The sequence below is a fragment of the Nonomuraea sp. NPDC049480 genome, from assembly GCF_044465905.1.
GTDB lineage: Bacteria > Actinomycetota > Actinomycetes > Streptosporangiales > Streptosporangiaceae > Nonomuraea.
On record NZ_JBITMD010000037.1, the window covers coordinates 51,148 to 64,276 of the forward strand.

At 69.6% G+C, this 13,129-nt stretch carries 15 protein-coding genes; 5 read left to right on the forward strand and 10 right to left on the reverse strand.

The annotated features are described in order from the left end of the window. Positions 1-183 precede the first annotated feature (183 nt). The 8 genes from ACIBX3_RS54640 to ACIBX3_RS54675 form a co-directional block, all read right to left on the reverse strand. Positions 184-537 (reverse strand): DUF1330 domain-containing protein, encoded by a 354-nt coding sequence (locus ACIBX3_RS54640; protein WP_397128734.1) that lies wholly within the window; start codon positions 535-537, stop codon positions 184-186. 175 nt (positions 538-712) lie between these two features. Continuing rightward, a complete protein-coding gene (locus ACIBX3_RS54645) occupies positions 713-1,672 on the reverse strand; it encodes a hypothetical protein (RefSeq protein WP_397128735.1) in 960 nt (319 codons plus the stop codon). A 4-nt stretch (positions 1,673-1,676) separates the two neighbouring features. Beyond that, positions 1,677-2,576: a carbohydrate ABC transporter permease gene (locus ACIBX3_RS54650; protein WP_397128736.1), complete on the reverse strand. Its 900-nt coding sequence runs from the start codon at positions 2,574-2,576 to the stop codon at positions 1,677-1,679. Beyond that, positions 2,573-3,715 (reverse strand): carbohydrate ABC transporter permease, encoded by a 1,143-nt coding sequence (locus ACIBX3_RS54655; RefSeq protein ID WP_397128737.1) that lies wholly within the window; start codon positions 3,713-3,715, stop codon positions 2,573-2,575. Before ACIBX3_RS54655 ends, ACIBX3_RS54650 begins: the two co-directional genes overlap by 4 nt. A gap of 63 nt (positions 3,716-3,778) precedes the next feature. After that, positions 3,779-5,089: an ABC transporter substrate-binding protein gene (locus ACIBX3_RS54660; protein ID WP_397128738.1), complete on the reverse strand. Its 1,311-nt coding sequence runs from the start codon at positions 5,087-5,089 to the stop codon at positions 3,779-3,781. Positions 5,090-5,136: 47 nt separating this feature from the next. Beyond that, the gene (locus ACIBX3_RS54665; protein ID WP_397128739.1) at positions 5,137-6,180 is read right to left on the reverse strand and encodes a LacI family DNA-binding transcriptional regulator; all 1,044 of its coding nucleotides are present in this window, start codon (positions 6,178-6,180) and stop codon (positions 5,137-5,139) included. Between the two features lie 321 nt (positions 6,181-6,501). After that, complete coding sequence (locus tag ACIBX3_RS54670; protein WP_397128740.1) at positions 6,502-6,654, reverse strand: hypothetical protein; 153 nt, start codon at positions 6,652-6,654, stop codon at positions 6,502-6,504. Positions 6,655-7,025: 371 nt separating this feature from the next. Further along, the gene (locus ACIBX3_RS54675; protein WP_397128741.1) at positions 7,026-7,271 is read right to left on the reverse strand and encodes a hypothetical protein; all 246 of its coding nucleotides are present in this window, start codon (positions 7,269-7,271) and stop codon (positions 7,026-7,028) included. A 201-nt stretch (positions 7,272-7,472) separates the two neighbouring features. Here ACIBX3_RS54675 and ACIBX3_RS54680 point away from each other — a divergent pair, with 201 nt between their 5' ends. Beyond that, entirely contained in the window at positions 7,473-8,135 is a 663-nt protein-coding gene (locus tag ACIBX3_RS54680) for a response regulator transcription factor (protein ID WP_397128743.1), read from the forward strand. After that, on the forward strand, positions 8,132-9,280 hold the full coding sequence (locus tag ACIBX3_RS54685) for a sensor histidine kinase (protein WP_397128744.1): 1,149 nt from the start codon (positions 8,132-8,134) through the stop codon (positions 9,278-9,280). The genes ACIBX3_RS54680 and ACIBX3_RS54685 overlap by 4 nt, the downstream gene beginning before the upstream one ends. 128 nt (positions 9,281-9,408) lie before the next feature. On the opposite strand, the gene ACIBX3_RS54690 is transcribed toward ACIBX3_RS54685, so the two are convergent. Both ACIBX3_RS54690 and ACIBX3_RS54695 read right to left on the reverse strand, forming a co-directional pair. Further along, entirely contained in the window at positions 9,409-9,846 is a 438-nt protein-coding gene (locus ACIBX3_RS54690; protein ID WP_397128746.1) for a VOC family protein, read from the reverse strand. Position 9,847: 1 nt separating this feature from the next. Then, positions 9,848-10,432, reverse strand: coding sequence for a DinB family protein (locus ACIBX3_RS54695; protein ID WP_397128747.1), 585 nt, complete (start codon positions 10,430-10,432; stop codon positions 9,848-9,850). 61 nt (positions 10,433-10,493) lie between these two features. Between ACIBX3_RS54695 and ACIBX3_RS54700 the strand changes: the two genes are divergently transcribed. The 3 genes from ACIBX3_RS54700 (at position 10,494) to ACIBX3_RS54710 (ending at position 12,933) form a co-directional block, all read left to right on the forward strand. Next, positions 10,494-11,453, forward strand: coding sequence for a helix-turn-helix transcriptional regulator (locus tag ACIBX3_RS54700; RefSeq protein WP_397128748.1), 960 nt, complete (start codon positions 10,494-10,496; stop codon positions 11,451-11,453). A 311-nt stretch (positions 11,454-11,764) separates the two neighbouring features. Next, on the forward strand, positions 11,765-12,316 hold the full coding sequence (locus ACIBX3_RS54705) for an RNA polymerase sigma factor (protein WP_397128749.1): 552 nt from the start codon (positions 11,765-11,767) through the stop codon (positions 12,314-12,316). After that, entirely contained in the window at positions 12,313-12,933 is a 621-nt protein-coding gene (locus ACIBX3_RS54710; RefSeq protein ID WP_397128751.1) for a hypothetical protein, read from the forward strand. The genes ACIBX3_RS54705 and ACIBX3_RS54710 overlap by 4 nt, the downstream gene beginning before the upstream one ends. Positions 12,934-13,129: the final 196 nt, after the last annotated feature.

Below are 13,129 nucleotides of genomic sequence, written 5' to 3' on the forward strand. Positions count from 1 at the left end.
AAACGAGCTCAAGAAGCTGTTGGGCGTCGCCCCGGACGTGGCGATCCAAACTCCCTGACAGGTCTAGAGCGCGCGTGTAGCCACAGGGTCATCCGCGCATTCAAAGAGGTGACGGGGGCTGCGAAGTAGGGGCCGCATGCGCTGGGCCGCCACAAAACCCTGATGGCGATCGGGGCCTCCCGCTTATAGAGATGGGTACGCCGCCGCCCGCATCGCGGCCCCCATCGCCGCCGAGTCGTGGTCAGGCTCGACCCCGTCGACCAGGACCACGTCACCGGGGATGTGGTCGGTACGCAGGCGCAGGATGTCCCGGTAGGCGGGGGAGTCGTACCAGGCGCGGGCCTGCTCGATCGACGGGAACTCGATGATCACCAGCCCGCCCGGCCAGTTGCCCTCGCGCACTTCCACCGGCGCCCCGTGCACCAGGAACCTGCCGCCGAACGGGTCCAGGGTGGACTGAACGCGCTCCAGATACTGGCACACGTCCTCGTGCAGTTCCTCGGGGTCACGCAGGTGGGCGACGGCGTACGCGGTCATGGTCACTCCTTCGTCAGCGGGCCGCGGTCCGGCGGCCTTGACCACCATGCTGCCGACCAGACGTAATGCCGTCGATTACCTCGGAGGTAGCCGGCGGCGGCCGCCTGGTGTGACGGCCGCCGCGAGTTTCCGGGCGGCTGCCTGCGGGCTTCGCTGCGGGCGGCTTTCCGGGCGGCTACGTGCGGGCCGCGCTGCGGTCGGCGGCGGGCAGCAGGCCCGAGTCCGGTGTACTGGTGACGGGGACGGGGTCGGCGAGCTCGCCGACGAAGTGGCCGTCGACGAGGTTGCGGAACGCCATCAGGTGCCACCGGCCGTCGTGCCGGACGAGGCGACCGGCGTAGAGCGAGGTGTCGGGGAACAGGCGGGCGGTGGAGGTGTCGAAAGGGCCGTGGATGCTGGGCCCGGTGACGCTGAAGATTCCCCCGGTGCCGTAACGCCGGCGCGCGTCGTCGTCGAGTTCGTTGTAGCCGCACGAGAAGATCAGGGTGGGGGTGCCGTCCACGACCTCGGCCTGGATGACCTCGATATGGCCGAACCCGGCGTCGGGCTCGGTCAGCGGCTGCTGGACATGCCACTGCTCGAGGTCGGTGGAGGTGCAGTGGCCGACAACGCCGCGGCTTCGCCAACGGCCGTGGTTGGCACGGGCGGTGACGTACATGTGCCAGCGGCCGTCGTCGCCCCGGAAGACGAACGGGTCGCGCCAGGCCTCCTCAGGCCAGGCAGGGTCGCCGTGCTTCTCGTACCAGCGGGCGTCGGCTTCGAGGATGGCGTCCGGTGAGTGTTTGTGCCAGACCTGGAGGTCCGCGGAGGTGGCGACGCCGACGCGCTGGACGTCGCCGCCGTCCTGCCGGGTGGTGCCGGTGTAGAACATCCGCCACTGGCCGGCGTCCCGTACGACGCTGCCGGTCCAGGTGGTCCAGTCGTCGAACGCCGGAAAGTCCGAGACCGCCAGCGCGTCGGGCAGGACCGTCCAGTCCCGAAGGTCGTCGGACACGGCGTGGCCGACGCTCGGGTGGCGGTGGCGGCGGTCGGGATCCCCGAGGCCGCGGGAGGCCCGGAGGTAGAACGCGTGGTGGAGGTCGCCGTCGTAGGCGTACCACGAGTCCCAGATCCAGCTGTCCGCCAGTCGCAACATTGATTTACCCCTTGATTCCACTATTGGCCACGCTGGCCACGAAACTGCGTTGGAAAACGATGAAAAGCACCATGATCGGCAAGGTGACCAGGGTGGTGTACCCCATGATCTGGCCCCATGGCACGCCCTCGGCTGTGCTGGACTGGAAGAAGTAGTCCAGGCCGACGGGGAGCGGCCGAAGGCCCTCCTCCTGTACGACCATCGTCGGCCACAGGTAGGAGTTCCAGATGGGCAGGAAAGTGAGGATGGCGCTGGTGGCGAAGGCGGGCCCGCTCAACGGGACGACGATGCGCCGGTAGACGGTCAGGAAACCCGCTCCGTCGATGAAGGCGGCCTCGTCGATCTCGCGCGGGATGGACTTGAAGAACTGCACGAACAGGAAGATCGAGAACGCGTTCGCGATGAACGGGACGATCTGCACGGCGTAGGTGTTGATCCAGCCGGTGGTGAGCTCGGGCGTCCCGGTGGCGAAGGAGACGTAGGGCAGATTGTTCACCCAGTACAGCAGCGGAAGCGCGAGCGTCTCGAACGGCACGATGAGGGTCGCGATGAGCACCCCCATGACGATGCCCTGCCCGCGCCAGCGCATCCGGGCGATGCCGAACGCGGCCAGGCTGTTGATCACCAGCCCGAGCCCGACGACCAGGAACGCGATGAGCAGCGAATTGGCGTAGAAGCGGGCGAGCGGGACCCGGTCGAACAGCCCTTGGTAGTTGTCGAGCCCGGCGTCGCCCACCGGCAGCAACGCCCGGATGGAGTCGAGGTCTTCGAAGATCTGCAGCTTGTCCTTGAAGCTGGACACGATCATGAAGACCATGGGCAGCAGGAAGGCGAGCGAGAACAGCGCGCCGGCGATGTAGAAGGCGGTGCGTCCGAGGGTCCGGCGGGCCTTGATGGTGGTCATGCGTCCTTCTCCCTGGTCAGCCGGCGCTGGATGAGCGCGACGCACAGCACGAGCACGAAGAACACGAAGGAGATGGCCGAGGCGTACCCGATGCGCTGTTTGCCGTAGCCCTCGGCGAAGGCCTGGTAGACGAGCGTGGAGGTGGAGTCCAGCGGCCCGCCCTTGGTCATGACGTTGATCTGCGTGAACAGTCCCAGCGCGGAGATGGTGATGGTGACCAGGACGAACACGAAGGTGTGCCGCAGGCCCGGCCAGGTGACGGAGGTGAAGGTGCGCCAGGGGCCCGCGCCGTCCATCTTGGCGGCCTCGTACAGCTCGCCCGGGATGGTCTGCAGCCCGGCCAGCCAGATGATCATATGGAAGCCGACGGCCTGCCAGATCGACATGACGACGATGGCGGGAAGCGCGGTGGAAGGGTCGGCGAGGAAGGCGACCGGGTCCCAGGACGGGTAGACCGCCTTGATCGCGTTGTTGACCAGTCCGTCTTCCTGGTAGATGAAGGCCCACAGGATCGACACCACGACCATCGACATCACGACGGGCAGGAAGAACACCGTACGGAAGAACACCCGTCCCCGGAATTTGCTGTTGACCAGGAGTGCCAGGAGCAGGCCCAGGCCGCCCTGGACGGGGACGACGACGAGGGCGAACACGGCGGTGTTGCGCAACGACTTCCAGAACAGCGGGTCGCCGGCGAGCCAGAAGCTGCCGCTCTTGCCGTCGGCGGCGACGGAGTCCGACAGCACCGACATGCCCTCGTAGGGGGTGCCGCTGCCGTTCTTGGTCAGGCTGCGCAGGGCGGTGCGGACGGTGCCCTCGGGTCCGGCGAGCTCGCGGACGCGGGCATCGTCGAGGGTGACCTTCTTGATGCTCAGGAGCTCTTCGAAGTTGGACAGGCCGACCCAGCGGGTGGGTTGCGGCGAGGATAGCTTGGCGTCGGTGAAGCCGAGGCTGAGGGCCAGGGCTATCGGGATGATGAGGAAGATCAACAGCAGGAACATCGCCGGGGCGGTGAACAGCCGTCCCGTCCTGGCCTCGGCCTTGCGGCGGTCGGCGGGCCGGTTGGGCCACCGCCGGGGCCGGTCCCGCATGTAGGTGACGGATCGCTTGGGTCTGCCGCGGGCATGCGTCAGGGACACGTGGACCTCACAAGTGGGGGGGCGGGTCCGGGGCGGGAGCGGCACGCCCCGGACCGGGGCCGATCACTGGTAGTTGTTGTTCTCGGCCAGGTTCTTGTCGATGGCGTCGACGGCGGTGTTCAGCGTGTCCTGTACGTTGGCGCCGGCGATGATGTCGAGCGCGGCCTTCTCGAAGGTCTTGGAGATGAACGGGTAGGCGGGTGTCGGCGGGCGGATGAGCGCGTACTTGCGGGCGAGCGCGATGTAGGTGTGCTCCTTGGTGCCTTCCTTGAACTTCTTGCCCAGCGCCTGCGCGCCGGCGGAAGCAGGAAGGTTGCCGAGCTGCTCGCTGAACGCCGACAGGTACTTGTCCTGCAGCCCGAAGCTGATCCAGCCGTTGACCGCCTCGGGGGTCTGGCAGGTCGCGGACATCCCCCACTGCCAGGAGCCCGCGCCGATGTAGGGCTGCTTGCCCAGGTTGGGCGGCGGCAGGATGAGGGTGTCCTCGTCGAACTTCTTCACCGCGTCCCCGACGCCCCAGGAGCCGTTCCACTGCATCGCGACCTTGCCCTGCAGGAAGGCCGTACGGTCGGCGGACTCCTTGGGGTTGGCCAGCTTGTTCTTGAACAGCCCTTGGAACCACTGGCCCCACTTGACCGCCTGGGGGCCGTTCAGGACGCCCTCGGCGGTGGAGAAGTCGGTGCGGTTGATGAGGTCGCCGCCGAAGGACTGCAGGAGCGGGGCGTAGGCGTAGGGGTACCACTCGGCGGTCCAGCCGGTGCCCAGGTCGAGGGGGTAGTCGTACTTGTCGGAGGCCTTGAGCTTGGCGAGGGCCGCGTCGAACTCCTCCAAGGTCCATGGCTGGTCGATGGTGGGGATCCGGATGTCGTTGTCCTCGAGGATCGACTTGCGCGTCAGGATGCCGAGGGCTGCGTCGTAGAAGCCGACCGAGTACAGCTTGTCGTTGTAGGTTCCCTTGACCCCCGGCAGCAGCGGGTCGGTCGCCTTGGCATCGATGGTCAGCGGCTGGAGGTAGTTGGCGTACGCCCAGCTCGGCATGATCGGAGCGTCGACGTCGAGGAGGCAGGGCAGGCTCTTGGACGCCGAGGCCGCCACGATGGCGTCGTTGTAGGACGCCTGCGGGAACGCCTGGACGGTGATCTCGTACTTGTCCTGCGAGGCGTTGTAGTCGTCGGTGACCTGCTGGACCAGCTTGAGCTCGACCTCGTTGCCGGCGTTGTGCGTCCACATGGTGACCTTGGTCTTGCCACCCGATGCCGCCGCGGCGGAACCGGTCGGCCCCGCGCTCGTCCCGCCGCCGCCGCAGGCGGCGAGCGTCAGCGCACCGGCGACGCCCAAGGCGGCCACGGAGAGATTCCGGGCTACTATTGACATGATCCCCTCCAAGGGAGGCAACGGCTGCGCCGTTGCGTGAGTGTTACTCACCTCCGCGTACTGGCCCTGATCCGACCAGTGCGCGGAGCGGCGACCGAGTCTCGGACGACGAGGCCGCCATTGATCCGGACCTGGCTGACCGCCAGGTCGTCCGCCGACTCGATGCGCTCGATGAGCCGGCCCACCGCCCACTTGCCCATCTGGCGATGGGGCAGCGCCACGGTGGTGAGTCCGGGACGGAGCGCTTCCGACACCAGGACCTGGTCGTCGAATCCGACGATCGACATGTCCTGGGGCACGCGAATGCCCCGCTCGAAGCAGGCCATGTAGACGCCCATGGCCATGCGGTCGGTGAAGGCGGCGACCGCCGTCACCTTCGGGAACTGCTCGAGCAGCCGCAACATGGCCGCGTAGCCGTCGGCGGCGTCGGTGCCCTCGGTCAGGGCGACGCGTCGCGGATCGCCGTCCCATCCGTGGCGCGCGGCGACGTCCTCGAACGCCTTGGTCCGCAGTCTCGTCGCGGGGTACTGCGGGGTGTGACAGATCCAGCCGACGTGGTGGTGGCCGGCGCGGGCGAGCTCCTCCAGGACCTCGGTCTCGCCGTCGTACTCGTCGGGCACCACCCAGTCGATGTCGCGGTCCGGGCACAGCGCGTCGACGAGAACGGTGGGCGCGGGCAGCTGTGACGGCAGGGCCAGCTCCCGGTGGAAGTAGGAGGCGACCAGAATGCCCGCGACCTGGTGCTCCTCCAGCAGTCGCAGGTTCTCGGCGATGGCTTCCGAGGTGCCGACCTCGATGAACAGCAGGTCGTAGTCGTGCTCGCGCGCGGCGGACTGGGCGGCTTCCAGCATCGTTCCGGCGTAGGGCTGGGTGGCCACGCCCAGGCTGAGCAGGCCCAGCAGCGGAGCCGACTGCGTACGCAGGCTGCGGGCGGCGCGGTTGCCACGGTAATCGAGCTCCGCCGCCGCCACCCGGACCCGCTCGGCGGTCGCCTCGGCGACCCGGCCTTCGGCCTTGCCGGACAAGACCAGCGACGCAGCCGCGACAGACACCTCGGCGCGGAGGGCGACGTCCTTCAGAGTGGCTGCCATGGCTCCTCGTTAATCGATTGACGTAAATCGATTAACGGCACAGTACGTCTGTGTATCGGGGACGTCAACAGCTGTTACCACTACGTGACGGAGACCGGATCCTCCATCACCTGACCAGTCCGGCTCGTTCGCGCTCGGCCGGAGCGAGGGTGTGGGCATTGGGGACGAAGGCCACGTCAAGCGCCTACTGCCGCATCAGTACCGCATGCTGGACGGCGTCCGGCCAGTCGCCGGCCGCCGGGCCAGGCGGACACGGAATCCGGGCTCGACGCCGCTCGGTGACGGCGCGGCGTTCGGCCCCCTCGGCCCGCCGGCCCGCCGCTAGACGCCGGCGGCCCGCCACGCGCTCATCGGCGCGGCCACGCGGTCATCGACCGCCACGCGCTCATCGGCTGGCTCGGCCTCCAGTTCCGCCTGGCCGGTCAGAAGCGCCTCGCGTAGTTGGGTGAGCAGCTCCAGCTCGGCGGTCAGCAACTGCGACGGCGCCTGGAGGGGCGGGCTCGACGGCGTCGGCGGCGAACCTCGCCGATGACCGGATCGCGACGCTCCACCGCCGACAGGTAAGCCCGCCGCGCCGCCCCCGGTACCGACTCGCCGGGCGGCCCTGCGACCGCGCGTCGCCGACGGCGCTTGCGCGCGTTGCCGGCGGGGTTGTCGCGGCTGCGGCTGCGGAAGCGGAGGGCCGGTGCCGGCGTACTGCGGTGGGCGCGGCCGGCCGTCGGCGGCGCACGTTCGTCGCTCGTCCTCAGGCCGGCCGACCTGAAAACGCCACCCCGGGCGTACGGGACTGCGTACGCCGAAAGCGTCCGGTCAAGGGCCGGGCGCTGCGGCGGTAGGCCGAAGTCCTACCTCTGGGCCGGGACGGGCGGTACGGCCGGGACGCAGTCCGGTCCGTTCGCGGCCGCCTGCCTCTGGTCGCCGGTTGCGGTTGCGGTGGCGGTGGCGTCGTTCGGGCCGATGGCCTTGGTCAGATGGCCGGGAGATCCGCAGCCGGTGTCGGAGGAGGCGTTGGCGATGCCGACGGCGGCCACTCCGCCCACGACCACAGCCGCGGCGCCGATCGCCAGCGCCACCTTTCGCGGAATCCGCATGGGAAACTCCTTGTCTCGGTGTTTGGTCTGGTCCGGACCGGTTCGGCCTCGGACGCCCTCATTCAGCCAGGCCCGGCATTCGGCCGGCGTTTGGCGAATCCGGAAGCACACCGCCTGCGCCGGGCGACCATACGCGGCCCAAACACCTGATCAGACAGGATGAACGCGCAGGCGGGGGAGCCGTTGAGAAGGGACGGACTTGTGCGGATCTTGATCGCCGAAGATGAGCCCCTGCTGGCGCGCACTCTGGCCACGGGGCTGCGCCGGCAGGCCATGGCGGTGGATGTGGCCGCCGACGGGGCCGCGGCGCTGGAGCGGCTGGCGGTCACCGACTATGACGTGCTGATCCTGGATCGCGACCTGCCCGTCGTACACGGCGACGAGGTGTGCCGCACCCTGGTCGCGGAGGGGGCGCGGTGCCGGATCCTGATGCTGACCGCGGCCCGCACGCTCGATGACACCGTCACGGGGCTCGGGCTGGGCGCCGACGACTACCTCACCAAGCCGTTCCGGTTCCCCGAGCTGGTGGCCCGGGTTCGGGCGTTGCAGCGGCGTCCCTCGCAGACGCGCCCGCCGGTGCTGACCGCCGCCGGGATACGGCTCGACCCGCACACCCAGCACGTCACCCGGGACGACCGGCAGATCCGGCTGACACGGAAGGAGTTCGCCGTGCTGGAGATCCTGCTGAGCGCCCAGGGCGGCGTGGTCAGCGCCGAACACCTGCTGGAGAAGGCCTGGGACGAGCACGCCGACCCCTTCACCAATGCGGTCCGCATCACCGTCCACGCTCTGCGGCGCAAGCTCGGCGATCCCCCCGTGATCCACACCGAGATCGGAGCCGGCTACCGATTGGCCGAGCGATGACGTCCCGGCCCCGGCTGACGATCCGCCTGCGACTCGCCCTGCTGTACGCCGCCACCTCCGCCGCGGCCATCGCCGCGGCGCTGGGCGGCGTCTACCTGGTGATGTTCGGCCTGCTCACCCCGGCCGTCGGCCCGACGCCGCCGATACCGACGAACAGCACCGCATCCGCGCCGGTCCCGCCCGACGGCTTGACTCCCACCCAGGACGCCTCGCAGGTGCTGGACACGCTGTTGCGCGCCTGCGGGGTGGTGCTGCTGGTGTGCTCGCTGGGCGCGCTGGTCATGGGCTGGATCGTGGCCGGGCGCATGCTCGCTCCCATCCGACGCGTCACGCTGACCGCGGCCGGGATCGCGGCGGGAAACCTGCACGAGCGTGTCGCCCTTCGGGGCCCCGATGACGAGGTCAAGGAGCTGGCCGACACCTTCGACGGCATGCTCGCCCGCCTGGAGGCCTCCTTCGACGGCTACCGGCGCTTCGCCGCCGACGCCTCCCACGAGCTGCTCACCCCACTCGCCACGAGCCAAGCCCTTCTGGACGTCGCCGCGGCCTCGCCCCGGGCCTGTGACGTGCCCGCGCTGCTCGCCGACCTGACCGAGGTCAACGCCCGCAGTGAGCAGATCGTCAACGCCCTGCTCGACCTCGCCCGAGCCGAGCACGGCATCATCGCGGCCTCGACGGTCGATCTGGCCGGCTTCGCCCGCGACGCGGTCGCCGTCACATCGGGGGAGGCCTCGCATCGGGACGTGTCGGTGGTATCCCGGCTTGACCCGGTGCCGGTCACCGGTGACCCGACCCTGCTGCGCCAGCTCGTGACCAATCTGGTCACGAACGCGATCCGGCACAACAAGCCCGGCGGCCGGGCGAGCATCACCGTCAGCGCCGACCGCGGTCGGGCCGTGATGACGGTGAGCAACACCGGTTTTCCGGTCACCGAGGACGAGCTGAAGCAGCTGTTCGAGCCGTTCACCCGCGCCACCGGCCGTACCCGTCACGGCTCCGGCGACGGTCCGGGCGGGCACGGCTTGGGGCTGGCGATCGTCCACGCGGTCACCACCGCTCACCACGGCACGCTCACCGCCACTCCCAACCCCGACGGTGGCCTGACCGTGCTCATCACCCTGCCCTTGGACGGCAGGCAATCGTAGAGACGTCCACTCCAGTGCCGATCACTGTGCGAAGGGCAATGGCCGGTGGCCGCTCGCGGTGGTTGTTCCACCTGTTCAAGTCCTGGTAGCCACAGGACCTCGCCTACGAGAGCGACCTCTTTTCCTGATCAGTCGAGGCAGAACTCGTTGCCCTCGGGATCGGCCATCATGATGTGACCGGCGTCGAGCGGGGGAGCGGGCTCGTAGCGCCGGAGCCGGATGGCGCCGTGGGAGACGAGCCGCTCTGCCTCCGCCTCCAGGGCCGCCATCCGCGCGTCGCCCTCGAGCCCCGGGGCGGCCCGCACATCGAGGTGCACGCGGTTCTTGACCTGCTTGCCCTCCGGCACCCGCTGGAAGAACAGCCGCGGTCCGGAGCCTTCGGGGTCGACCACCGCCGAGGCGTTGTTGCGGCTCTCGGGCGGCACGCCCATCGCCTCCAGAGCCTGCTCCCACGACTCGAAGCCCTCGGGCGGGTCCTGCAGCCGGTAGCTGAGGGCCTCGGCCCAGAACGCCGCCAACCCGGCGGGGTCGGCGCAGTCGAAGGTGATCTGAACGTTGCGGGCCATTTCAGCTCGCCTCCTGACGGGTCTGCTGGTGGGTGTGCAGGTAAAGGTCGCGGAGCAGGCACACCTCGGCCAGATGGTGGATCAGCTCGCGGTTGATGTGCAGCACCAGTGCTGCCAAAGGACGCTCGGCGTGCGGCGCCTCCGCCTCCCCGCAAGGGCGGGCGAGGCCGGTTTCGCCGAGGGACTCGACCCCGGCCAGCCACATCGCGTACTCCGCGTCGAGCTGGGCCAGCGCCTCGGTCGCGGTAGCGGCGTACTCGAACGAGTGGTAGTCGGTGGGCGTGCGGCCGAAGTGCGCGGCGTTGCGCATCGCGAGCACGCCGACGATCACGTGCCCGAGTCGCCAGGCGATCGTCGTGAACGGTGGCGGGTCGGGCACCGGCATCGCGAAGTCGATGATCAACGCGCCGGACCCGGCCTGCACCGGTGCGGCGCCGGTGCCGCGCGGGCGCACACTCCAGCAGCCGGGCGCCGGCTCCCAGAAGTACTCCTCGTCGGTGAGCCCGTCGAGGCGTTCGCGCAGCTGCTTGGTCCAGTGCCAGTCGAGCTGTTCTCGGAGCAAAGGGTTCCAGGTCTGGTCGGTCATGGCTTCACCCTCGCGCAAATAGCGGACAGGATCGTTCCGTGATCTGTGGAACGATGAGCGCATGACCGTCGAGGCGACGACCGAGCGGGTGCTGCGGTTGCTGGCGCTGCTGCAGCGCCGGCCGTCCTGGACCGCCACCGAGCTCGCCGCCGAGCTGAGGGTCACCGACCGCTCGGTGCGCCGAGACGTGGAGCGGCTGCGCGCGCTCGGCTACCCCGTGCACGCGACGCCGGGCGTCGGCGGCGGCTACCAGCTCGGCGCGGGCACCCGGCTGCCGCCGCTGCTCTTCGACGACGAGGAGGCGATCGCGACGGCGGTGTCCCTGCGGCTGGCGTCGGGGGGCACGGTCGCGGGGGCGGGCGAGGCGGCACTGCGGGCGCTTGCGAAGCTCGACCAGGTGATGCCGCCCCGGTTGCGTGCCGAGGTGCGGGCGGTGTACGGCGCCACCGAGACCCTGGTCGGCCCCGGGATCGAGATCGACGCGGAGCTGCTGATGACGCTCGCGCGGGCCTGCCGCGACGCCGTGCGGGTGCGGTTCCGGTACGCCGGCCGCGACGGCGGGGAGCGCGAGCGCACGGTCGAGCCGGTGCGGATGGTCGCCACCGGCCGCCGCTGGTACCTGATGGCCTGGGACGTCGACCGCGACGACTGGCGCACTTTCCGGCTGGACCGGATGCGCGAGGTGGAGGCGACGACCTGGCGCTTCCGGGCGAGGGAGCATCCGGACCCGGTCGCCTACGTGCAGCGGGGAGTGACGGAATCGCCGTACCGGTATCTCGCCCGGGTGCGGGTGCACGCCGGGGCCGACCGGGTGCGGGAGCTGGTGCCGCCCCAGGTGGGGCGCGTCGAGGACGATCGTGACGGGTGGTGCGTGCTCGTCGTCGGCGGGGAGGACCTGGACTGGCTCGCCGTGCACGTGGCCAGACTGGGCTTCGAGGCGGAGGTGCTGGAGCCTCCGGAGCTGCGGGAGGCCGTCGCCCGGCTCGCCCGCCGCCTCGCGGCGATGGCGGTTCCGTCGTGACGTAGTGCACCCAGTCGGACTGTGCGATCGCCGCTTGAACGTTCTCAGACGGCCGGTCGCGGTAAATGATCAAGTCGCAAGGATCGCGAGGGTCGCCGCGATCGTCCCGTGAAGCCGTAGCGCGGTCGTCTCCGGGGCCACCCACGTCCCGGCCCGGATCTGACGGTGGGCCGTGGAAGCAAGACTCTCCGTAGCCCGCCCGGGGACGATCCGGCCGCTCCGCCCCACACGTCCGGCGACTGGCCTGCCTTGTAACCATTTTTGCGCTTCTTACCAAGCAGGGGTGTCAACCGACGAAGGGAGCATGGCCGGTGCGTCGTAAACGGGCGGAGATCGCTACAGATCCCGTCGCATTCGAGGCCTTCTACCGGCGGCATGTCGATGCGGTCACCCGGTTCCTCGCCCGCCGCGTCGACGACCCGCACACGGTCGCCGACCTGGTCGCGGAGGTCTTCATCGGGGTGCTCGACTCGGCGCACACCTATCGTCCGGAGTTGGGCAACGAGATCGCGTGGTTGTACGGCGTGGCACGCAACACGCTCTCGGCCGAGAAACGCCGGGCCTTCAAGGAGACCCGGCTGACGAGCCGCATAAGCGGCCGGCGGCCGCTGGCGACCGACGACATAGCCACGCTCGAGGAGCGAATCGACGCGGAGCAGCCCGCCAGGCGGGCCTTCGAGGCCATGGCCGAACTGTCCGAGGGGGAACGCGCCGTGCTCGAACTGGTGGTCATCGACCAGCTGACGGTCACGGAGGCGGCCACCGCCCTCGGCATCCGGCCGGGGACCGCCAAGGTGCGGCTGCATCGCGCTCGCCGGACGCTGCAGCATTTGCCCTTCGTCATGGAAGGAACGCCGGGATGAATTTCGAGGAGCAGATACTCATGGAGCTGAAAGCCGAGATCGCCGCACGCAACGAGCGGCGCCGCCGCACCGGTCGCCGGCTGCTCGCCGGGGCGGCGGTGGCAGGGCTGGCCGCGGTGGCGGCGGTCGCCGTACCGATGCTGACAGGATCGGAGACGCCCGCGTACGCTCTCACGCAGAACTCGGACGGGACGATCAGGGTTTTGGTCAACGAGTTCAGGGACGCCGATCGGCTCGAACGGGACTTGGGAGCGATGGGCGTGACGGCCGATGTCACTTACGTCAAACCCGGCAAGTGGTGCAAGCCGGACCGCGGTCAGATCGTCGGTGGTGACTCGACCACACACGAGGACTGGAGGAAGACCACCTCGTACAAGGCCGCCCAACCCGCTACCAAAGGGATCGAAATCAACCCCCGCTACATCGGCAAGGGCCAGACCCTCGTGCTGGAGTTCACCGAGAACGCGGACCAGACCTCAGGTCCCGAGAAGCCGCGGGCGTTGTGGCAGTTCTCGGCACGCGTGATGTCCGGCCCGGTCAAGCCATGCGTCGTGATCGACAATCCGAGCTGGAACGACCCGGGCGGCCCCGAAGCGCAGCCGCCCGCAGGAAGCTGACGATCGACGACCGGGCGTACTTGCCCGGCCGGTGAACAACTCGCCCGCCGCCGGATCGATCCCGCGGCGGGCGGGGGACAGCGCGGCCCGTGTGAGCACCTGCCGGGAGGTGTCAGGTGTCGCCGCAGTCTGAGCCGTGCATCGAAGGCCGGCGGGTCATTCTCCTTCATCAGACACCCGATGTAGAACACATCAG

Bases quoted from the DNA above. Each gene is read 5' to 3' on its own strand.
- ACIBX3_RS54640 (WP_397128734.1), bottom strand. From the start codon at position 537: ATGACCGCGTACGCCGTCGCCCACCTGCGTGACCCCGAGGAACTGCAC.
- ACIBX3_RS54645 (WP_397128735.1), bottom strand. From the start codon at position 1,672: ATGTTGCGACTGGCGGACAGCTGGATCTGGGACTCGTGGTACGCCTAC.
- ACIBX3_RS54650 (WP_397128736.1), bottom strand. From the start codon at position 2,576: ATGACCACCATCAAGGCCCGCCGGACCCTCGGACGCACCGCCTTCTAC.
- ACIBX3_RS54660 (WP_397128738.1), bottom strand. From the start codon at position 5,089: ATGTCAATAGTAGCCCGGAATCTCTCCGTGGCCGCCTTGGGCGTCGCC.
- ACIBX3_RS54665 (WP_397128739.1), bottom strand. From the start codon at position 6,180: ATGGCAGCCACTCTGAAGGACGTCGCCCTCCGCGCCGAGGTGTCTGTC.
- ACIBX3_RS54675 (WP_397128741.1), bottom strand. From the start codon at position 7,271: ATGCGGATTCCGCGAAAGGTGGCGCTGGCGATCGGCGCCGCGGCTGTG.
- ACIBX3_RS54685 (WP_397128744.1), top strand. From the start codon at position 8,132: ATGACGTCCCGGCCCCGGCTGACGATCCGCCTGCGACTCGCCCTGCTG.
- ACIBX3_RS54690 (WP_397128746.1), bottom strand. From the start codon at position 9,846: ATGGCCCGCAACGTTCAGATCACCTTCGACTGCGCCGACCCCGCCGGG.
- ACIBX3_RS54695 (WP_397128747.1), bottom strand. From the start codon at position 10,432: ATGACCGACCAGACCTGGAACCCTTTGCTCCGAGAACAGCTCGACTGG.
- ACIBX3_RS54700 (WP_397128748.1), top strand. From the start codon at position 10,494: ATGACCGTCGAGGCGACGACCGAGCGGGTGCTGCGGTTGCTGGCGCTG.
- ACIBX3_RS54710 (WP_397128751.1), top strand. From the start codon at position 12,313: ATGAATTTCGAGGAGCAGATACTCATGGAGCTGAAAGCCGAGATCGCC.